The 21,456-nt window shown below is 50.9% G+C and carries 21 protein-coding genes; 5 read left to right on the forward strand and 16 right to left on the reverse strand.

All coding sequences use genetic code 11. The annotated features are described in order from the left end of the window. Positions 1-44: 44 nt before the first annotated feature. The gene (locus tag NST44_RS22775; protein ID WP_213613963.1) at positions 45-707 is read right to left on the reverse strand and encodes a TetR/AcrR family transcriptional regulator; all 663 of its coding nucleotides are present in this window, start codon (positions 705-707) and stop codon (positions 45-47) included. Positions 708-904: 197 nt separating this feature from the next. Continuing rightward, on the reverse strand, positions 905-1,618 hold the full coding sequence (locus tag NST44_RS22780) for a 2-phosphosulfolactate phosphatase (RefSeq protein ID WP_007128330.1): 714 nt from the start codon (positions 1,616-1,618) through the stop codon (positions 905-907). Positions 1,619-1,926: 308 nt separating this feature from the next. Here NST44_RS22780 and NST44_RS22785 point away from each other — a divergent pair, with 308 nt between their 5' ends. The 3 genes from NST44_RS22785 to NST44_RS22795 all read left to right on the forward strand — a co-directional run bounded on the left by NST44_RS22785 (position 1,927) and on the right by NST44_RS22795 (position 5,087). Continuing rightward, a complete protein-coding gene (locus tag NST44_RS22785; protein ID WP_007128331.1) occupies positions 1,927-3,234 on the forward strand; it encodes an MFS transporter in 1,308 nt (435 codons plus the stop codon). Positions 3,235-3,344: 110 nt separating this feature from the next. Continuing rightward, complete coding sequence (locus NST44_RS22790) at positions 3,345-4,211, forward strand: phosphosulfolactate synthase (protein ID WP_007128332.1); 867 nt, start codon at positions 3,345-3,347, stop codon at positions 4,209-4,211. 219 nt (positions 4,212-4,430) lie between these two features. Next, a complete protein-coding gene (locus tag NST44_RS22795) occupies positions 4,431-5,087 on the forward strand; it encodes a YitT family protein (protein WP_007128333.1) in 657 nt (218 codons plus the stop codon). A gap of 75 nt (positions 5,088-5,162) precedes the next feature. On the opposite strand, the gene NST44_RS22800 is transcribed toward NST44_RS22795, so the two are convergent. The 10 genes from NST44_RS22800 to NST44_RS22845 form a co-directional block, all read right to left on the reverse strand. Beyond that, positions 5,163-5,708 (reverse strand): DinB family protein, encoded by a 546-nt coding sequence (locus tag NST44_RS22800; protein ID WP_340900663.1) that lies wholly within the window; start codon positions 5,706-5,708, stop codon positions 5,163-5,165. Positions 5,709-6,107: 399 nt separating this feature from the next. Continuing rightward, complete coding sequence (tnpA, locus tag NST44_RS22805) at positions 6,108-6,581, reverse strand: IS200/IS605 family transposase (protein ID WP_007128375.1); 474 nt, start codon at positions 6,579-6,581, stop codon at positions 6,108-6,110. A 171-nt stretch (positions 6,582-6,752) separates the two neighbouring features. Beyond that, on the reverse strand, positions 6,753-7,904 hold the full coding sequence (locus NST44_RS22810) for an NAD(P)/FAD-dependent oxidoreductase (RefSeq protein WP_007128335.1): 1,152 nt from the start codon (positions 7,902-7,904) through the stop codon (positions 6,753-6,755). An 83-nt stretch (positions 7,905-7,987) separates the two neighbouring features. Continuing rightward, on the reverse strand, positions 7,988-8,701 hold the full coding sequence (locus tag NST44_RS22815) for a methyltransferase domain-containing protein (protein WP_007128336.1): 714 nt from the start codon (positions 8,699-8,701) through the stop codon (positions 7,988-7,990). Next, positions 8,688-9,836 (reverse strand): type III polyketide synthase, encoded by a 1,149-nt coding sequence (locus tag NST44_RS22820; RefSeq protein ID WP_340900666.1) that lies wholly within the window; start codon positions 9,834-9,836, stop codon positions 8,688-8,690. The genes NST44_RS22815 and NST44_RS22820 overlap by 14 nt, the downstream gene beginning before the upstream one ends. 193 nt (positions 9,837-10,029) lie before the next feature. After that, the gene (locus NST44_RS22825; RefSeq protein WP_210095312.1) at positions 10,030-11,052 is read right to left on the reverse strand and encodes a 2,3-butanediol dehydrogenase; all 1,023 of its coding nucleotides are present in this window, start codon (positions 11,050-11,052) and stop codon (positions 10,030-10,032) included. Positions 11,053-11,071: 19 nt separating this feature from the next. Further along, positions 11,072-11,680 carry a TetR family transcriptional regulator gene (locus NST44_RS22830; RefSeq protein ID WP_007128340.1) on the reverse strand — a complete coding sequence of 203 codons (609 nt, stop codon included), beginning with the start codon at positions 11,678-11,680 and terminating at the stop codon, positions 11,072-11,074. A gap of 324 nt (positions 11,681-12,004) precedes the next feature. Next, a complete protein-coding gene (locus NST44_RS22835) occupies positions 12,005-12,487 on the reverse strand; it encodes a hypothetical protein (protein ID WP_083832588.1) in 483 nt (160 codons plus the stop codon). Next, a complete protein-coding gene (locus tag NST44_RS22840; protein ID WP_007128343.1) occupies positions 12,487-13,281 on the reverse strand; it encodes a DUF3100 domain-containing protein in 795 nt (264 codons plus the stop codon). The genes NST44_RS22835 and NST44_RS22840 overlap by 1 nt, the downstream gene beginning before the upstream one ends. Beyond that, positions 13,278-14,567 carry a M20/M25/M40 family metallo-hydrolase gene (locus tag NST44_RS22845; protein WP_007128344.1) on the reverse strand — a complete coding sequence of 430 codons (1,290 nt, stop codon included), beginning with the start codon at positions 14,565-14,567 and terminating at the stop codon, positions 13,278-13,280. Before NST44_RS22845 ends, NST44_RS22840 begins: the two co-directional genes overlap by 4 nt. A 498-nt stretch (positions 14,568-15,065) precedes the next feature. Here NST44_RS22845 and NST44_RS22850 point away from each other — a divergent pair, with 498 nt between their 5' ends. Continuing rightward, complete coding sequence (locus NST44_RS22850; RefSeq protein WP_007128345.1) at positions 15,066-16,385, forward strand: glycosyltransferase family 2 protein; 1,320 nt, start codon at positions 15,066-15,068, stop codon at positions 16,383-16,385. 8 nt (positions 16,386-16,393) lie between these two features. Here NST44_RS22850 and NST44_RS22855 read toward each other — a convergent pair whose 3' ends face one another. Beyond that, positions 16,394-16,594 (reverse strand): hypothetical protein, encoded by a 201-nt coding sequence (locus NST44_RS22855; protein WP_007128346.1) that lies wholly within the window; start codon positions 16,592-16,594, stop codon positions 16,394-16,396. Positions 16,595-16,621: 27 nt separating this feature from the next. Further along, positions 16,622-17,041 carry a hypothetical protein gene (locus tag NST44_RS22860; protein WP_007128347.1) on the reverse strand — a complete coding sequence of 140 codons (420 nt, stop codon included), beginning with the start codon at positions 17,039-17,041 and terminating at the stop codon, positions 16,622-16,624. Positions 17,042-17,402: 361 nt separating this feature from the next. Here NST44_RS22860 and NST44_RS22865 point away from each other — a divergent pair, with 361 nt between their 5' ends. Further along, entirely contained in the window at positions 17,403-19,886 is a 2,484-nt protein-coding gene (locus NST44_RS22865; RefSeq protein WP_167324085.1) for a glycosyltransferase, read from the forward strand. Positions 19,887-19,993: 107 nt separating this feature from the next. Here NST44_RS22865 and NST44_RS22870 read toward each other — a convergent pair whose 3' ends face one another. Both NST44_RS22870 and NST44_RS22875 read right to left on the reverse strand, forming a co-directional pair. Beyond that, positions 19,994-20,743 (reverse strand): glycosyltransferase, encoded by a 750-nt coding sequence (locus NST44_RS22870; RefSeq protein WP_007128349.1) that lies wholly within the window; start codon positions 20,741-20,743, stop codon positions 19,994-19,996. Beyond that, positions 20,709-21,443, reverse strand: a complete 735-nt coding sequence (locus tag NST44_RS22875) for a galactosyltransferase-related protein (protein ID WP_340900671.1) — start codon at positions 21,441-21,443, stop codon at positions 20,709-20,711. The genes NST44_RS22870 and NST44_RS22875 overlap by 35 nt, the downstream gene beginning before the upstream one ends. Between the last annotated feature and the right edge of the window lie 13 nt (positions 21,444-21,456).

The raw sequence follows: 21,456 nt of genomic DNA on the forward strand, positions 1-21,456 counted from the left end.
AGCACGCATGGTTATATATGCGAGAAATGCATGCGTTGCAACTGCTATCCCCCCTTGCGGCCGGTAAATGATCGTACATAATCCTCGCCAATCGTCCGGTTATCTCCCCCATGGATCAGCGGTACGTCCGCTACTCTGAAGAAGCTTAAACCGATCACCATCGCCAGCAATCCGTAAGCCGCGTTGTAGGCACCCTTAACGGACATTTCTCCCGTCTGATTGCCGAAATCAATGATTTTGGCGATCCCATGGAAATCCCTGCTGTAGCTCTCGGCTACAACCTCCTGAAATTTCGGGTCCAATGCAGCCTTCGAGAAAAATTGAACAAACAGCCTGGCTTGATCGATATGAGGAATATGCATCCTTTCAATTCCATCCAGCTGCGATACGTTAATGCTCGGTCCCTCATCATCACGGTAGGGAGGCAATAAATGCTTCATTGTCACCTCCATCATCTCCATCGCCGTCATGGAGCTTTTGATGTCCGATTCAATCTTAAGCCCGTAATAGGCAAGGAATGCCTTGAAGGCTTCGATGGTCAAATGCTCTTTGTTCTTAAAATAATACGTGACAACCCCCTTTGAGCAGTCTGCATGCTCAGCTACCTTATCCAGGGTCATGCCGTCGATTCCATGCCTGCTGATGCAGGTTAACGTCGCATTGATGAGATCCGCCCGGCGTTTCGGTTCCATTCCGATCTTCGGCATATCCATATCTCTCCTGTTTTTTTATACTGCACGGTCAGAATAAAAAGATTATATCCAAATATTCCCTATGCGTCAAATTCGGCTGCGTAACCTTCGAAACGCTGAGTAGCGGAACTCCTAAAAAAGACGGCTTCCCTAGAATTTAACCGCTCGATTCTTGCTGGTTATAACGACTTCCCCGCTATTTGGAACCTACATCATACATGTGCATGGATGGAACCCGCCATCACCTTTTCAATCAACGGCATCCCATTTCGAATGTTCACTTTCATCACGAAATCGGACGGAACCTCCTGGGTGCATAGCGATAGATCCTCCTCCAAAAACTCAGGCTGCCCGTTGTCGTAAAACTTCTTGGCTGCTTCCGAAGCTCGAATCCGCTGGATGGTCGCTTCCGGCGTTACGCAGTCTGATTGTTGGAGAAGATCGGCGATATATTCGGCGCATGCCAGGTCATCATCCCCCGAGGGATGGGAGGCAATGATGTTAATCGTCGTCTCTTCATCCCGCAACCATCGATCCTTAATAATTTCAGCGGTAGTCCTGGCATTCGAAAATCCAGTAACCAATACATGCTCGGCATTCAACGCATTTAAAGCAGCAGTCACTCCGTTGGTTGTCTTCTGAATCAGAAGCTTCCCTTGGAGATCGAACTCCTGCAAACGAGCAGGCGAATTATCCAGTTCAAATCCCGGGATTAAAAGCCCCTTAATTTCACCAGCCAATATGAAATCAGGGTTTAAGCGCTTTAGTTCCAAAGCTTCATCGACTGTCGCTGCTGGAATGATGCCTTGAGCCCCTCTTAGAAATGCATGGTGAGCCACGGTAAACGCGCGGATCACGTCAATGACAACATTGATATGAGCAGCCTCGGGTGGCTGGTTATGTCCTTGGAGCATTCGAATTTTCATGTTGCATCCCCCTTGCCCTGCGAATTAGGCAGTTTAATAAACAGTATATTTTCGCCGGCATAAGAGGTGATTTGTCTAACCGCAAGCTCTAATTACGCTGACCGTATTTGTACCGCTTCGCTACGGAAACGAGGTACTCCATAGATAGGAGGTGATCCAGCCGCACCTTCTCGCAGCCTTGAACTCGGAATCAGCCGCGGAATATATAATCCGAATGTGGTCATAATTAGGATGATATGTACATTTACTGCACAACCTGAAAGGGTACCCTTATGTTCTGTTAATTCTCCACACCGAGGAGCCACATCATGGAAAAGACAAAAAAACGAAAACTGAACATTAGCTTCCAAAGCGATATCGACCTGGAGGACTCTCCGGAGACAACGGACGAAGATTCAAAGGCCAAAGCCAAATCGGCAGGCGGTTCTAAAGGACAAGTCTGGGAATTCATCGCGCTGGCGACCATTCCGATCGTGCTGGTATTCGGCAATTCCATGCTGGTCCCGGGACTTCCTGAGATGCAAAGGGAGCTTGGCATCAGCAAATTCCAGAGCAGCTTGATCATCACCATTTTCTCGCTGGCGGCAGGCCTGTTTATTCCGTTGATCGGGTATCTGTCGGATCGGTTCGGCCGCAAGGTCATCATCATTCCCGCCTTGATCCTGTACGGAGGAGCCGGTATCCTCGCGGGTTTCGGCGCGATATGGAATTCTTATGCGGTCATTATTTCCGCCAGGGCGATTCAAGGGTTCGCAGCGGCGGGAACGGCACCGATCGCGATGGCGCTCGTCGGCGATTTATACGATGGCGGGACCGAGAGTAAAGCGCTGGGTCTTATCGAAGCATCCAACGGCTCGGGCAAAGTGCTTAGCCCTATTATAGGCTCTCTGCTGATGCTGATTGTTTGGTATGCCTCCTTTTTCGCTTTTCCCGTTTTTTGCGCTTTATCGCTCCTGGCTGTGATCTTCTTGATTAAAGAGCCGAAGCGTAACCAAAAGCAGGAGCTCAAGAAATATCTGGGTAAGATCAAGGATATCTTCAAGGAGAAAGGCCGCTGGCTCATCACTGCGTTTTTTGCCGGATCGCTGGGGCTGTTTATTTTGTTCGGCGTGCTGTTTTATCTCTCCAACATCCTTGAGGAGAAGCCCTACAATATCGATGGCGTGATGAAGGGGTTGATTCTGGCCATCCCGCTGCTGGGGATGGTTATCACTTCCTATACAACCGGGAGCCTGATCAAGAAAAAAGGGCTGCTGATGCGCTGGTTAATGAACATCGGTTTAATCGCCATGACGGTTTCATTAGCCGCTACCCTGTTCTTTTTGAAGAACATCTATGTATTCATTGCATTGCTGACGGTCAGCAGCATTGGAACCGGAATGCTTCTCCCCTGCTTGAACACAATCATTACCGGCGCGGTCGAAAAGAGCGAACGGGGGATGATCACATCGCTGTATAACAGCTTGCGGTTTTTGGGCGTTGCAGCGGGTCCTCCCTTATTCGGGTGGATGATGGACAAATCCGATCATGTGGTGTTTATCACCGTTTCTTCCCTTTCTTTGGTGACATTAGGTCTTGTGTTCTTTTTGATTCGGCCCCCTCGCAAGATTGCCTGATCGGCATTCCAATATGGTTAAAGATGGGCACCTGCCTTTAGGGTTGCGCATATGATACCAGTGTCAGTTGGAATATCGACAAATCAAAAATGAATTGGGGAGATTTTAACATGAACAATTCCCTGCGTGCAGTTTGGCCCACGGAGTTAAGTGACCCGAGCGGGCAGCGCAGCAATCCCGCCATGGGAAGAAAAGACCGCGACGCCTATGGGGGCACAGGCCGCGGGATAACGATGGTCATTGATAAGGGTCTTGGCCGTCATGCGTTTACGGATCTGATCGAAACCTCTTCGGATTATATCGATTGCATCAAATTCGGTTTTGGCACGGCTCCGTTGTATAAAATGGATATGCTGCTGTATAAAATCGGCTTGGCCAAACAGCATGGGATCATGGTTATGCCGGGCGGTACCCTGCTCGAGACGGCCGTGCAGCAGGATATTGTCCCTGCATTCTTCAATTCCATTTGCAGCCTCGGATTCAATGCGGTCGAAGTATCCGACGGTACCATCGAGCTGTCCCGCAAACAACGAACGGCTCTGATCCGGGAAGGCAAACAACGGGGATTCCGCGTTTTTACGGAGTATGGCAAAAAGCTGTCCGGCTCCCTCATAGACGCAGCAATGCTTGCCAAAACGATGGAAACGGATTTGTCCGCAGGCGCCGAGTTTATCACGATCGAAGCTCGCGAGACGGGAATGGGCGTCGGCATTTTCGATAAGCAAGGCGAATGTCGGGAAGAATTGATCGATGATATCATTAAATTCGTTCCGGATACGAGAAAGCTGATTTGGGAAGCGCCTCTTAAACACCAGCAAGCCATGCTTTTGCGTAAATTCGGCTCCAATGTACATTTAGGGAATATTCCGCCTTCCGAGGTTCTTGCGCTTGAAACGATGCGCCGCGGGCTTCGTCAGGATACGTTTGAATTTGGGTTGAGGGCGCAGGAAGCGGATAAGTTTTGTTATGTCATTTAACACATAGCCGAAATAACGGCGGTTACGAATAAGGGCAGCCCGGGTAGGATTCCGGACTGCCCATTTATTATACGTTCGATTGACATGATGGTAATTCCAAACAGGGGCTTAGAGCGGCATGAGCTTTTTAACGATAACCCGGCATCCCCTTCAAGTGACAAGCATACACTACAATATCAGGATAGGCTTGTCACTTCAACCAATGAAGGAGATTTCAGTGTGAGCATTCCGTTCTTTCCCGATCGTTGGAGACTCTTGTTTTCTCGTCGAATAGCGATAAGGTTTCTTCTCATTACGGCCGGAGCTATCATACAGGGCTTCGCCATGGCCGTATTCTTGTTCCCTCACGCCATTCCGTCCGGAGGAGGCGCGGGGATCGCGGTGCTGCTTAACCATGCATTCGGCCTCCCGATGAGCTTCGGGCTTTGGCTTGCCAATACGATTTTTCTAGTATTCACCGTCCAATATCTAGGCAGCATCAGCGCTTTCGGGACCGTATATGTCATAACAGTCACTTCCGTATCCGTCAATTTCTTCGAGGTGTTTGTAGATCCGCCGTTCAAGAATGTATGGATTGATCTTCTCTTCGGTTCGGTGATTCTCGGAACCGGCGTCGCCATGCTGATCAGGCAGCGGGTCTCGAACGGAGGAATCGGTTTTGTGGCCCTGGCAATTTATAAATACAAGGGCATCAACCCCGGAACATCGTTGTTCTGGATGAACGGCATCATTTTTGCCCTGACCGCCTATGTGATTGATTGGAAAATCATAATACTAGCCGTGGGATGCCAATGGATGTCCACCCGGATCATTAACTGGATCCACCAGTTTCCCGCCCCGAAGACAACCTATGCACCCGCATGGCGTAAAAAATAATACGTGCTTGAAACGAAGACGAGTGGCTTCAAATGCCGATCCAAGCAATGGAGTCGCGCTTATCAGCCGATACGATTATCTACCGCTAACAGCATGCAGGAAGCGGCAATAGCCGATCTCGGCCGCATTTTTCATCAGCTCCACGTTCAGCCATGCCGCCAGTTCATGAAAGGGTCTCCCCGCAAACGGCCACCGCGTTCGTTCCGAAGACAGGAACTCTTCATCCGTGAGCGCCGACACTTCACGGTTCCATTCGCTTCTCAATTGATTGATCCTATCCCGGGTCTCTTGTATGCCGCCGCTCGAAAAGATATCTTCCCGGGCCAGAGTTCCGCTGCCAAACGAATGGTTCAGTACCATCGACCACCAGTACGCAATATGCCAAGTCAGCCAAGCTATGCTTGGTGGTCCGATATCGTAATTCTCCGATTCCGGCCATTCCGCCCGCCATATTCCGGATTCTTGATGCACATGAAGCCCTTTCGAGGCGGGTCGCCAATGAAACTCCTCGTCTTCCAGCCCGGTTAGATGCAGGTCGAGCAGCTGCCAAGCCATTTGGAACTGGAAATCAAGCGTGCTGCGAATCAGGCCGTTTGGATTTGACGGAGGGGCATCAGCCATACGAGTCACCTCCTCTCTTCATTGTAAACATTAATTTAATCTGTCTATATATTTACAAACATATTAAGTTATCGTCTGATTAAATGTCAATGGAAGGTCTAAACGAAAGTCCAATGGATTGTCGTGCAATCCGCCTCAATAATTTTATAAAATGTAATGATGACTGCTGCACGATACTCTGCGTCGACGCTCGGACGACAAAACTACGGAGAACTCAAGCTCAACGAAGAATGGATGACTAGATGATAAAAAATGCTAATCAGAACCACCCGTCAAACGGGTGGTTTGCTCTTGGGGTATAACCCCTTGTTGCCAAACTGCGCCTAAAGACGCTAGCCTGACAATAAAATTGTTCAGTCTCAGTGTAATTTGTCACTTTCACTTACCAGTTAAACTGGTTTACTTCTTCTTGCTACTGTTTTTGCTGAATGGGTCTTCATACTCTTTCACACTCAGTTTATCAATTGCCTGGTCGTGTGCTTCTTGCTCACGGATATATTTTGCCACGGTGGCTTCATTCAAGCCCACTGTGCTGACGTAGTATCCCTCCGCCCAAAATTTTCGATTGCCATATTTATACTTCAAGCTAGCATGCTTCTCGAATATCATGAGTGAGCTTTTCCCCTTCAGGTATCCCATAAATGATGATACTGAGATTTTGGGGGGAATTGCTACCAACATATGTACATGATCGGGCATCATGTGGCCTTCGATTATCTCCACTCCCTTGTATTTGCATAATCGTTTGAAAATTTCGATTAAGTCTTTCCTCACTTGATTATAAATCTCTTTCCGTCTATACTTCGGGGTGAACACAATGTGGTACTTGCACATCCACTTCGTGTGAGCTAAACTATAGCTCTTGTTTGCCATCTAAGACCATTCCTTTCATTATTGAGCCTGAACATCTCAATTTTATCGGAATGGTCTTGTTGGTCAAACCCTCGATCCCTCCACCCGCATAGCGGGTGGTTTTTTGTTTCGCACGCTTCGCGAGCTCAACTGGCTAAAGCCATAATCAAAAAAAGCCGCATGATAGCGGCTTTACCTTGTGCCGATCCCCGTTTCGGACAGCCTGGTCGCTTTGACCAAATAAGTCGCCAGTCCAGGAATCATTCGGGCGATGGCGGGATAGAAGCGATTGGTTCTGGCAAATGCCAGGCTCTGAATTCTCCTCGCTCTTCGAAGGAGCTGCGTAAACGCAGCGTTGGCTTCGAGCGAATATTGATATTTCCATTCATCGAAAGGAATGTCTCCGTCTAAATACTTGCCGGTCCAGTCCGCGCATAGGCGTGAGGAGCGCAGCGCAACGGACATCCCGTCCCCGCAAAGCGGCGGAAGCATCATCATGGCATCACCGATGTGCGGGTATTGCGACCATGGCTCGGGCAGGTCGGATAAACGAAGCGGGGCGATCGATACCTGAGTTCCAGGAACAGGCTCCCCTTCAGCCATCCGATCGGCTAGCCTTTTGTTCGAGCGCGAAGCAGACCGGAGAATTTCCGGCACCGATTTCCCGCTTCCCTGCACCGATTTCAAGGTCAACAACGCAGCTACATTAACCCTTCCGCTCTCAATCGGCGATATTCCGACATAACCACCCTCGCAAAAATACAGCTCAACCCGAGGATGCAGCGTCACGCCATGATAATGGGACTTTAAACCAACGTATACGGGATCATCCCGTTCATCACCGGCGGAAGCCGCGCCGCGCGGCTTTTTGGTCCCGTGCGCGCCAATAACAGCCCTGGCCACATACCGAACGCGTTCGTCCCCTTGCTTGGCGTCTACTTCGTACCGCTGGTCGTCCAGCAGCCGAATATGGGTCACGGTCGTTCCCGTGACAATATCCGCTCCAGCGCGCATGGCATGCTGCTGCAAGAGCCGGTCCAGCTCATAACGGCTAAAGCCGTATGCCTGCCCAGGTAACGGAGCTGTGATCTCGCCGCCGTGAGGCATAATAATCATGGCGTGATCCATGATACTCGTTCCGATCGCCAGCTTATCGTGCCGGATGCCTAAGTACTCAAGCATCTCCTTCGTTTCGGGCGACAAGAACTCGCCGCAAGTTTTATGACGCGGGAAATGCTGACGGTCCAGCAGGAGGGTGCGGCGGCCCTGCCTGGCGAGCTGCAGCGCACAGCTGGTGCCCGAGACTCCAGCTCCGATCACGATGACGTCCGTTTCTACCGTCATGGATACACACCACCTTTCATCATGCTTGGGGACAATTTTGGACCGATGGATTTACGATCTGCTACCGTGAGTCGCTTGGCACCTCATATCTTGGGGATGACAACGGAATATCGGAACAGAGGCCTCCATTCGTAAGTCATCGTCTCGTGTGCCAATTGCCGTTTCAGCTGCTCCCAATCGCTTCCGTTAAAGCCCTTGGCCACTGACAACGGTCCATCATGCCTAATGTACCGGTTGCGGGAAATGAGACGCGTTGCCAACCAAACCGCTGCATAGGACAGCCGATGCCGATGGATATCATTGATCACGACTCCGTGGACGGAGGCCCGCAGCATGTGGGATACGATATCGATCAGCTGCTCGCCGTCAAAATGATGAACGAACTGAGAGCCTGTCACAATATCAGCCGTGGCTTCGGGGAGCTCCTTCACGTCCGCACGCTGTACCCGTACCCTTGGTTCCCTGCTGAATAACCGTCTGGCCTCCTCGCATGCTTCCTCCGTCAGATCAACCAGGGTAATCGTCAACTGGATCCCCTTTCGTTCGGACCATCGGATCAGCTTCCGGTTAATATCGCCTGAGCCTGCCCCTACATCCAGAATGCTGAGCTTGCCTGGACTTCCGATGCGCTTCCATAATTGATCCACCCCGGTCAGCGTGGGTCCCGGCGCAGCAAACAGTTTGTTCAGCCGCCTTAAATGCTTGAGTGCCTCGCTTAATTCTTCGCCGCCCCGGGAAAAGTCATCCATCAGCTCTTCTTCCTGCGCCCGCATGGACAATGGTCTAAAGAAGGACATGGTCCTGCTCACTTAAGGATGAAGAATATGCTGGAACGTAGCTAAAGCGCATAAGCTCTGCCGTCAGTCCGGGTCCGAATGCCATGGCAATCCCTTCTGTAGAGGCTTCATTCCGGTTTTTCATATCCATGCGCATGGCGTTCAGCACGAACATAATGGTGACGGAAGACAAATTGCCTGCCGTCCTTAAAACCTCTCTGCTGTAGTGTGTCTGTTCATCGCTTAGACGCATCACATCCTGTACCGCATCGACGATGCCTCTTCCTCCAGGATGGATCGCCCACAGCTCAGGGAGCTGGTCTTCATGGAGCAGGAGTCGAAGCTCTTCCTCGAGATGAGCAGCCAGCAGCTTAGGAATTCGGGGAGATAAATAAAGATCGAAGCCAATATCCCCAACCTCCCATGTCATGTCCTCCGTTGAGTCCGGGAGAAGTACCGAGTAGCCGTAGCCCAGCTTCAGAACATGCTGATGCCAAGCCTCCGGGCAGCCGATGACGCAGGCGGACGCTCCGTCCCCGAAGAACGAAGCGGCAAACAGCGCCTCCCTCTCCTTCACCGGCTGAAAATGAAGCGTACATAACTCCACGCATACAATCAGCACATGGGCACTCGGGTCACCCTGAACGACATCCCGCGCCATCTGAATCGCTTTCAGCCCGGCGGCGCAGCCCTGGAAAATCAATGGCAGCCGATTGACTCGAGGCGATAGACCTAAGTGCCGAATCAGCATAATATCAAGACCCGGTTGAAATTGCCCCGTACAGCTGACCGTAATCATATGTGATACTTTTTCACGGGAAATGCCGGCATCGTTCAATGCCTGCTCAGCAGCCTCCAATCCAAGCGGAAGCGCCTCTCGCTGATAGGTACGCATTCGCTCCTCCGTGGACGGTACGTCCATTTCCTCGCGGAGCGGCAAATAACGGCAATCCTCAAGCGGCCCCAAGTAATTGGGTTCACAGGTATACCGTCTCTCTACGCCGCATGACTTGAACACCTTTTTCGCAAATCGGGCCAAATCCGGTCGATCCTGCAAAGATGAGGCTATTAAATCCGCAATATCGGACTGGGCAACCGAATGGGCGGGCAGTGCTGTCCCCATCCCCAGAATCGCAATATCGGTCGATGATCTCACTTCGCCAACCTCCTGTACAAACTTGGAATGTATTCATGGTATACCCTATTTCGGACATATTGAATTCCAAATTTCGAATATGGATAGGGTTAGGATATCCCAATGAGGTTGAATCGTATCCAGATCGAACCAATTTATCTTAAAACCAAAAAAAGCCCTGCCATAGAATAGGATCCATGACAGGACTGTTCGTTTATGACAATTGCATATCCACTAAAATTTTGCATTGCTTTCGGTCACTAGCAAGGGCCTCAAAGCCTTTTCCAACAATGTCTTCAAGCGGGATGAGACTTGTAATGACCTTATTTCCATCGATGATGCCGCGAGCGAGCAGCCGGATCACCTCAGGGAACAAATTGACATAAGCGTATGACCCGGTAATTTTCGCTTCGGTTTTTACAAAGCTGTTCGGACTGAAGGTAACCGGCTGTTCCCATAGGCTCACCACCTTAAACTCTCCGCCTTTTCGAACCGCGCTGACACCGCTTAAGAATGTGGCCTGAACGCCGGCTGCATCAAAGGCCACATCGACTCCGCCGCCCGTCAGTTCCTTGATTTGTTGAACCGCATCGGCTTCGACCGGATGGATAACATGGGTTGCACCGAGCTCCAGCGCTTTCTCCCGGCGTTCATCGGAAACCTCAACGACAATGATTTCGCTTGCTCCCGCCGCCTTTACCGCTTGAAGAAGCAGCAGCCCGATAGGACCCGCACCGAAAATAGCTGCCGTATCGCCCAGTCGCAGGGTGCTTTGCCGTACGGCATGCACCGCTACGGCTGTAGGCTCGACAAGCGCGCCAAGCTTTACGTCCATTCCTTCCGGAAGCTTAAACGCATTTTGCTCTCGTACAACCGCATATTCCGCGAAGCCGCCCGACAGCGAATAGCCGTAACCGCTGCTGTTCGTGCACAGGTTGGCCATGCCTCTTCGGCAATTGGCGCAATGCCCGCAGGCAATCAGCGGTTCAACGGCCACCTTGTCGCCTGGCTGCATTTCCGTAACGCCCTCGCCAATTTCAACGACCGTGCCGGAGAATTCATGTCCAAGCACCGGCTGTGTCCGGATCGGAAAGGTCCCTGCCATATATTCATGCATATCGCTTCCGCAAATGCCTGCATAATCGACCTTGATGAGCACGTGGCCTGCTTCAAGAGACGGAACAGATGTCTCTTCAACCCGAATGTCTTTCGCTCCGTAAATTTTTGCTGCTTTCATGGTGTTATCCCCTTTGATGTTATCTTGAATGCAAACCGTGCAAGACCAGGCGAATGATATGCTCCGCCGCCTGCGCTGCATCGTCCTTTACAGGCGGCAAATCGCTGAACACCGGCTCGAGAAACGGAATCTGTCTGGAAAAAATAACGGCACCCATCACAAAATGCACGGCATGTACAATCGATTCGAAATGAAGCTCCCCCTGCCTCTTGCCTGCCTCCAATATCGCCCGTAGATGCTCCCATGACGGGTAATAGGCGTTCGATAGCATCCGCAGCCGGGGACTTTGCATCATCATTTCCTGCTGCAGGATATGAATAAGCTCTTCGTTCTCGTAACGGTAGGCAACAAATCCGCGAATAAACTGTTTAAGCGCCTCAACCGGTTCCTCCAAATGGAAGGACAACTTGGCAAAGTGCTCGTTAAGCGGCTCAAACAGCGCATATAGCAGCTTGTCTTTTCCTCCGAAATGGTAGGATACAAGCGCTAAGGCTACGCCGGCTTCGTCGCAGATTTGCCTGACGCTGGTGCCTTCAAAGCCCTTACCGGCAAAAAGCTTCCTGGCCGCCCCCAAAATTTTCTCTTTGACGTCCTTTTCCTGAGCCTGCTCCTGTTCTTCGTTTACCATCGATCTCCATTTCCTGTCTTCATGTATTTGCGATTCTCTATTTCGATAAGTTGCATTTTTAATTTTTGAACGATCGTTTTGAACAAGTGTTCAAGCAGCTGCAAATTCATTCTACTCCTCGTTTTTTTGCCTGTCAAATCATCTTTTACAAGCGTGCGTTACCAAAATCTATAAAGGCTTCACATATTCCCAAATGTTTTTGCTGGGCTTGATCGGCGATAAACCGAAGGAAGTGAATTAAGGACATGTTGCTATCCGCTGCAAGCAAAAACAACCCGCCTTATCGATGGATAAGGCGGGTTGTATCTAAAATTCCCATGAATGTTATTTACCCGATAAGTAAAGACCGAGCTCCGACAGCAGAGCACTCCCTACATAGGTTCCTGTAAATACGAAGACCGCAACAATCGCGACTCGCCATGACGTTTTGCGAAGATCGGCCAGCCGGTCGGCAACGGAGATGCCCGCGAAAGCCAAAATCGGCGTCGTAATGGAGAGGAAATTGACATTGGCAATAGCATCAACGAATACGTCCGATATGAGGCAGCAGATGAGCGAAACGATGGATACCCACCCAAGGACCGGGAACTCCTGCAAGAACTTTACCGGCACTTTCTTCATTAACGTTGAGATGATGACCCCGATAAAGGAAAACAGCCACAAAACGGCCAAACCGGTAATCGTCCCGAATGTAATATGGCCTTCACCGCTCTTTATGAACTTCATCTGTTCCGTAAATAGGATGAGACTGACGCTGAGCAGGAGGACGAGGGCGTATTTAGCATATTTATTCATGCCGGTGCTCATCATTTATCACCTCTGACTAACAATTTGTACATGAACCGCTGCAGCGGCACCGCCAGGAATACCATCGTGTAGGTTCCCAGGAAGCTTGTAAGCAACTGGCTCGCTGCTGCATAGCTGTTGATGGTTTGTTCCATATCAGGCGCTGTTGCGATCAGAGCTGATGACGAGCCTGTCATCATGCTTGCCGATCCGACCCCGGAAGCCATCGCCAACGCTTCGATTGAGAAGCCGGAGGCATGCATAATAGGAGCAATAATGCTGAAGAACAACGTACCGAACAGGGTGCCGATAATATACAAGGAAAGGACGCCCCGCCCTTCGTCGGAGTCGAGCGTATACTTTTCGGATATGTAGGCCAGCTCGCCTTCACGCCCGAGTCCCAGCGTCGAGCCGATCGCTTCTCTTCGCAGGCCGAGCAGAATGGCGATCGGGAGTCCGAGCAAAATCGTCCCCAGATTTCCGATTTCCTGGATGATGAACACCCAGCCGACCTTTAAAATTTCCTCGATCCTCGGAGCGACATCCGCGCCGTATCTTGCCATAAGCGGCAGCATGATGAAAATCAAGTACTTGCTTGAGAAAGCGACATTCGCTTCGCTGTATATTTTCTTCATGAACCCTTTGCGGAAGATCGACAAACCAAGGATCATTGTAATCAATATCGCGAACACGAGCGGCAGCAAACTTATTTTAACAGACCCGACCTTTACCGCCTGAATCCCGATAAATTCGGAAACCGCAATGACGATCAGTACGAATGCGAGTAAATAGATGAATGATTGTTTCGACTTCATGCCTTGACCTCATTTCCGTTTATCGGCTTTGCACTTACAATGGACTCTAGCAGCTGCTCGTATTCGGCGAAAGATCTCCGGTACAGCTTCGAGCGATCGATTCGGCCGTTCATCCCTTCAAGCACCTGGGTCAGAAATCTCGGGAACACCTCATAAATATATTCGGGGTCAATATCTTTGAAATCATCCCCGTGAATCGTACCCGTAAAGCCGCTGTAACCGATTTGTATGCATGGCATCATAAAAGCCAGATCCCCGATATCACCCGCTGCGCTGATGGCATTGTTGTTCCAGATCGCCTCGATTTCATCATTGCGCTGGAATGCTTCCATTACAAATTCCGACAAATATCGATCCTGAACGAACGGCAGATATCCCATCTGCGTCTTGATCTCAACCTCGCCCTGCAGCGCCAGCGCGCTCCCTCTCGCCGCATCGTCCATCTTTTCTGCAGCTTCCTTCATATACTCCACCGAAAGAGTCCGCAAGTCACTTCCGACCGTAATCCGGTTCGGAACGACATTCGTCGACATATCCGAATCAAGGACGATCGGATTCATTCGAACCTTCTCGCTGTCTTTCATTTGCTGCCTGCTAAGCCCGAGCGCCACATTGAACAGCGTTGACATACTGTAAGCATTTTTGGCGGAGAACGGATCAAACCCGGCATGCGTTGCTTTACCCGTAAATGTATACTGCTTGTACAAGAAGCCTGCCAGGTCGCAGTTGATTTCGATCGTACGCTTGTCGAACTCGCCGCCCATGGCGTGCACGCACAGCCCGATATCGATATCGTCGAAGACCCCAAGCTTCATCGCTTCGGGTTTTCCGCCGTAATACGAAATTGTTCCTTTCTTAAGGAGCTCATCCCGGTAGGCAAGATCCAGGTACTCTTCCGCGGGAACGAAAATGAACGTCAGCGTATAATCAAGATTTTCATAAGCGTTGGTCTCCACGTAGTGCTTGTACAATGCAAGCGCAATCGCCACCTGAGTGTAATGTCCGCAATTATGCGCAGCGCCAGTCGCCGGATCGGAACGCCAGTGGGAAGGTGCATAAACGGCGTCCAACTCCGCAATGAAGGCGATGTTGAGCGGTTTCCCGGCTCCGAGCGAGGTCCGTAGCCCCGTCGTGCTGAACGTCTGAAGCTCGGCTTCAGGATTTACTTTCTTCAAGAATTCTTCAACCAGCCCGCTTGTCTTGAATTCTTTGTACCCAAGCTCGGGATGTTCGAATATCGTCCGGGCGATCTGCGCAATTTCTTCGTACTGCTCCTTAAAACTCATAGCTGCCTCCTTCATGATGAAATAATCCTAATGTTATTTTAATTCCTTTGATTATGTCAATAATAATCACGTTATATTATTTTTCTATAAACTTTATAGTGTAATGAAATAAGATACCGGTTATGCCAGTCTCCATATATCGACGATTGATCGCTAAATGGAAGATACTGTAATCCCTATCAGTTATGAAACCTCACATTCATGGACGATGAATATCGTCAAGCTTTATACAATGTGTTTTAGACTCCTTTTGGCGGGCATCGCTATGCTTCTTTTTTTTGCATCAACTACTATTTTGTCCTCGCATTCGTTGTTCACTCCTCGATTTCTGCACTTATGCATGATTCGCCTGCGCTCCATGCAAGGTTGCTGTTGGAGATTGAAACAGCCCCCCAAATCCCTCTTCAGTTGCGTGTCACTTGGGCATTTGCTGCATACAATGGTTAACGTAGCATGAAAGAACCGATTCAATAACCACCGATAGGAAAAGGAGATTTCATGATCGCTTTTATCATTTCTAGGGGAAGTCATTCAGGAACCCTACAGACGGAAAAATCCCTGAAAGCTGTACTGCCTGATTGGGAAGTGATCACGATCCCCGAGACAGGCACAGCCGATCGATTGAATCAATCGCTTCAAAGCTATGACGAAGCGTTTTTTCTTACCCTGCATGGCGGCGATATCCTCCGGCCCGAATTTATGGAACAGCTTCAAGCCTGGTCGCAAGAGCTGCAGGACGGGGATGGCGGAATCGTCATTCAGCCTCGACGATCGTACACAACGCGAACCCAGGACACGATCCAAGATTGCGCGGTTCTATGGCGGACCTCGGCGGTGCTGACTGGCACGTGCCCGGGATTTGCAGGACGAAATTTCATGCCCTTCGATCCATTGGTGCTCTACGACCAATATGTCCGGATTAGGCATGCTTATCGTTGGAAAATGGTCAGCACAGACGCTTATATTCCCGCTAGAGCCTATCCTGAACGGCCTGCCAGAAATCCTGAGGTGGAAGCCAGAGAGATTATGCCGATCATCCTGCGCAGCCAGACTCAGGTAGAAGAGCGGCCGGAGGTTTTATTTTCCCCTGTCATATCGGTTGTGATCTGCACCTACAATAACGCCGATTATCTGCCCTGGGCTGTCCGTTCCGTTATGGCCCAGAATGATCCTGCATGGGAGCTCCTAATCATTGATGACGGATCGACCGATGCAACCCCGTCGTATTTGAAGACGCTGCAAGAGGATTCGCGAATTCGCTGTTATAGGCAGCACCGAAACGTTGGTAAAGCCGCCTGCCTGAATACGGCCCTGCAAAGGGCCCGCGGCAAGTGGCTGCTGGAGCTGGACGCCGACGACTGGCTGGCGCCGGAGTGCTTGGCGCGTCTGTCAAAAGAGGCCCTAAACTCGGAGGATTCAGGGGCGATCTACGCGGACCATTATGAATGGACCGAACGCAGAAGCGGAGAGCTGGTCTTCCGTGGCGTCAAGAAACCGCCGGAAGCGCTCTCCCGTCAATGGCTTCTAGAAGAAGGACCTGCCCTGGCTCCCCGGATGTTCCGTGTCGGTCTGTTAATCAAGCTTAACGGATGGAGCACTTCGGTGCCGCAAGGAGGAAGATTATACGAGGATATTGAATTGTTGGCCCGGCTCGCCCTCGAAGAAACGATCCGCTACCTCCCACTGCCGCTTTATCACCGGCGAATTCGGAGCGGCAGCATGACGCGAATGCATGAGCGCCTTTATAAACCGTGGAGCCGGTCCATGTCGGCCGAAATACGTAACGAAATACGTAAGGGCGACCCTCGCTCCCTTTAAATCACAGCTTAAGGCAGGATGCGGATGAACGTGATGTTATTGCTGAATACCGTCACCACTTCCGCTGCAGGGATATAGCTGGTGCTTGCGATCTCGATCGTCACAATCCCGTCGGCGGCCGATGCCAGCCTCCCTTGCAGAAACTGTCCCGGCTGAACGAGTTCAACGGATCTCCCGATGAAACTTCTTAACGCCTCAATGAAGTTCATGGATAAACTCCCCTCCCATTATCGTATTCAGACAACGGACAACACATTACGAAGCGGGATGAGTACTATGCTTCCGTCTGCCTCCCGCAATTGAACGAAATCCTCCCCGACCAGGATAATCGTACCGAACAACGTCCCGGCAGGCGTCTCGATTGTTGCGAGAGTTCCAACCCGTGCCCTTAAGAAGGATACGATGCCTCCTTGGGCGGGTGTCAGAGCGTCTACCCGACTCTGAAGCGCGCTCACTTGAACGGACAAGCGATCCACCTGCTGTCTGAGAAGTCCCAGTTGGTCCGCCAGTCTTGCCAGCCTCGCGACCACGAACTTTTTTAGTCGCACCCAATGCTTTTGAAGGGTGCTTTTTTTCCTTTTACGGAGTGACGAATTTCTGCTCCGGACGGCTGGAATGCAATCGGAACGGTATACAAAAGTTCTGCGCAATTTCACGGCCTCTACCCCCTTCACTTGGTCATGAGTACAATATGTCGGCGCGGTGCAAGTGGATACCTGTCGTTCTAAAGATAGTCAAATGACCTACCGATCTGTCCACTATTAGAAAGAATGCCAGGGCCCCCTACCCATTCGAGTGCAAAAATGGTGATCTACCCAAGCGGAAGTCCATATGGAGACATAATTTAAGACCATAGACAATCGCGTAGGGAGGAGAATGGTGTTGAACAGACCACGGAAGAGGTCCCGGAAGCCAATAAAAAAACGAGTGTCTCTATCGGTTAAGAAACTTGGAAAACGCAACAGATCCATTCGTAATCGCAGGCTGAATGTCCCGTTTTCACTTCCGAGCACCTCTATGCATCTGAAGCCACATACGGCCCAGCCGCTGCCTCTAAGCCCTGTTGGCGTGTCCCAAGGCAAGCAGCAGAATCGATCGGAAGCTGTGCAAATACGTTCAAACCCGCCGGCAGGAGCGCGCGGGGAATATGACGTGCTGCGGTTTCCGGTAATTGATTGGGACTTCCGGTGGCAAAGGCCTCAGCAAATATCGGAGCAATTCGCCCTTCATGGCCACAGGGTATTTTATATAACGACCGACATCGCAGTGCTTCCAATGGAAGAACCCGTTTATGAAGATGTGGCACGGCATGTCGGAATTAAACGGATCGAGCCGAACATATGGCTCATTACGCTCTGTGCCACCCGCAAGCTGAATCTGTACAGAGACCTGATGAATGAGACGGATATCCGATATCTTAGCTGGTCCATCGATTATGTCCGGGCTCGCTTTCAGATAGAGCATCTTGTTTCGATCGTCGACCTTCCGTTCTGGACACCGCTCGTAACAGCCATCGGCAATCACAAGCTCGTGTATGACTGCATGGACGAACATCAAGGATTCTCTACCAATGACAAAGCCATACTGAGCCAGGAGGAGCAATTAGTACACAGCGCCGACTTGGTTGTGGCCTCATCCCAGGCATTGTATGACCGAATGAAGAAACTTCATCCTTCCACCCTGCTTCTGCGCAATGCGGCGGATGCTTCCCATTTTTACAATCCTATGCCCGTCGCACCGGAGCTCACGTCGATTCGGGGACCGGTCATCGGATACTATGGAGCGATTTCCGATTGGTTTGATATCCGGCTCATTGGCCAACTGGCAGCACGAAGGCCGGATTGGACATTTGTCCTGATCGGGCACACGTTTGGGTGCGACACATCGGTCGTTGAGAACCTCCCGAACGTCATGCTCCTTGGCGAGAAGCCATATGAACGGCTTCCATCCTACCTCCACCGCTTTGATGTTGCCTTGATTCCTTTTCTGGAAAACGAGCTTACCCGCGCAACCAATCCGGTGAAGCTCTATGAATATTTGGCTGCAGGCAAGCCGGTTGTTTCCACTTATCTGCCTGAGCTGGAAACCGTGGCGGCCGGCTTAACCCTCGTCGCCTGTACGCCTGAAGACTTCGAACAAGCGATCGAACGATCCCTGCAGCAGCAGGGCCCCCGTGAGGTCCAAGCCAGAATGCAATTTGCGCGGTCTCATACATGGGAAATGAGATATATAGAGCTCCATGAGCAGATCTTGTCAAGGCTGTTCCCGAAAGTGAGCGTTGTCATTTTGACGTACAACAACTGGGCTTACACGCGCCAATGTCTGACCAGCCTTCAGAAGCCGGGCCGTTATCCCAATATGGAGGTCATTGTTATCGATAACGGTTCCACGGACGAAACCAGGCAGCGCCTGGCCGAACTCGATTCCGATCTGTTCCGGATCATGTTTTCCTCGACCAATCTCGGCTTTGCCGCAGGGAATTCCCTGGGATGCCGCAAAGCCAGCGGCGAATATATCATTCTGCTGAACAATGATACCATCGTACCCGATGGGAGCTGGATCAGGCGGTTGATCCACCCTTTGGCGATTGACCCGGATCTTGGCATGACCGGACCTATGTCTAATCATGTGGGTAACGATCAGGCCGTGGACCATTTCGTCGGCAATCCGGTAGAAGGCGCCCATTCGGATTGGCTGCGCGATTTTTACGAGTTTTATGAAGGAGGGAGTCGGTATACCGATCTGCTTGGCTTCTTCTGCGTAGCCATAAAACGCAGCGTGATCGAACAAATCGGAGACTTGGACAGCAATTATGGGGTCGGCATGTTTGAGGACGATGATTATTGCGAGCGGGTCAAGCGGGCCGGTTACAAACTGGCAATCATCGAGGACGCCTTTGTTTATCACCATGGCAGCGCCACGATCAAAAAGCTGAAGCCGGGCGAGTATGATCAGCTTTGGCGCAACAACAAGTCCTATTATGAACGGAAATGGAATAAAGTCTGGCAGATGCCTAAACCGCCGGAAAATCGGTTTTCCGGGGCAGTATCTTCTGAGGAAGTGGCCTCGAGGCTTGCGAACATTACCGTCGAGTGCGTACTGGTGCTCGGAGAGCGCGAGTGGAGTCGTCAGGATCCCAGATGGAAGCGGATCGTTAAGCAGCTCGCCGCCGATCGGAAACGTATCATCGTGGTTCACTTGATGAAATATCATCAACAAGATGTCATTGGCATACGGAAAGCCGGTCCGCAGGTTTATTTCACGAATCGGCTGGATTTGTTCAGCCGTGTCCGTTTCGATAGCGTAATCTATTGCGGCGAAACCGAACAACAGCCCGATGTCCATGCGCGGCGTGAACTTATCGACGGCCCCTCCTACCATGCACACCAGCTGCGCGATTTGACTGCAAAGCTCGAGAATGCCGAAGTGCTGGAAGAACTTTGCCCTGCCCAGCTGGCACGGGGATCGATTGGGTCCAAGGAGCCCCAGCCCAGCTCGTGACTTCAAGTCCACCAAGCATAATAAAGCCTTCGTCATCCCGGACCGGATTGCAGCGGTTCCGGGATGCGAAGGCTTATTCGTATTACGTTAATATGACATTCCGTTCTTTATTGTGCATCAGCATGAAGATACCGCTGTATAACCTCCGGATGAGTGCCCGTGAACGGCAACGTTGCGATGCTGTATTCGTCATGCGCAAAATTCCAGTCCGGTTCCCCCTCGTTGGTCAGAAGGTTGACATCTCCGCGCCGATTATCGTTGAACTTGATTTTTTTGCCGAGAGCGTAATGGTAGTGATAAATATTCACATCGATCCGGCTGCGCGGCACGCTCCATATGCTCTGGCCCCCGCTTGCTTCAAGCGTGCAGTGATGCCTCTCCTCGCGATACTTTATGCCGATCTTCGCTCGCCACATTCGGGTAATATCGTTGGACCACCGCTCATCCCCCGGACTGTTCACACGGAGTGTCCAGGGATCGCCCCAGAAGTTGACGAATGGAAACTGAAAAATATCCGCATCGGTTCGACGCATCAGCTCAGGCAGAACTTCGATGAAACGGTCGTCGACCATTTCATCGATATCCAAATTCATGATCCAATCACCGGTCGCCTGTTCGATCAAAAAGTTGCGGACCTTCGATTCATTCCAGTCCTCCGTATAGGGCAGACCGGTTTGGTGCATATGATACAAGCGAATGGGAAGATGGCGCTTGTATTCCTCGATCAGCGGCACTGAACGGTCCGTGCTGCCGCCATCCACCATAATGATTTCATCCGCGTAAGCTGCAGCGCTTTCCAAATAAAGCGGTATGAACGTCTCTTCATTCAGTACCGGGACGATCAATGACAATCGCATCCCTGTCAGACTCCTTCCTTTTTTCCTGAATCAGCCGTCTCATTTCTTCCGGTTTGCCAAGTGCGGCCTTGTACCGATGATAGAGCGCATAATTGGACTCATAATTCGGATTTCCCTCAGGTCCCACAAACGGGTGCCAGAAATGCAGCAGATTCCCTTCCAGCCGAATATGCTTTCCGATAATCGTATCCAGGGAATAGGCAAAAGCCTCATCCTCCCCGCCCCATCCCACAAACCGCTCATCATACCCCCCGACAGCCTCGAAGGCGTTCCGGGTAACAAGGTTTAAGCCCCCGACAAACAAACGGGCATCGTACGGAAGCGTTTCAAGCTCTATCTGAAGCGGCCAACCGATCTCCGCACGCAGAATTCTTTGGGAGTTATTCAGGGTCAGTCGAGTAATGCTGGTAAACGGAATGATCCATTCATGATCCTCCAGCCCACGCACAGCCTCTTTCATCATTTCCGGATCATAGATCAAGTCCCCGTCCGCAATAATGAACCGGTCGCCATTCGCCAACGCCGCAGCCTTGTTGATCGCTTTGGAGCGGCTGAACCGCTCGTGCTCCATCAGGTCTCCGACACATACTTCGGCCCCTGGCAGCAGACGCCTGTAGAACTCCTTTACGTAGCGAAAAGCTTCGTCCCGAGGACCTCCATCCGGCTGATACGGTATCAGCACAGAAATGCCTTCGAACATCGTGCTCACCCCT

Origin of the sequence: Paenibacillus sp. FSL W8-0919 (genome assembly GCF_038003785.1) — a bacterium.
GTDB lineage: Bacteria > Bacillota > Bacilli > Paenibacillales > Paenibacillaceae > Paenibacillus_AQ > Paenibacillus_AQ lactis.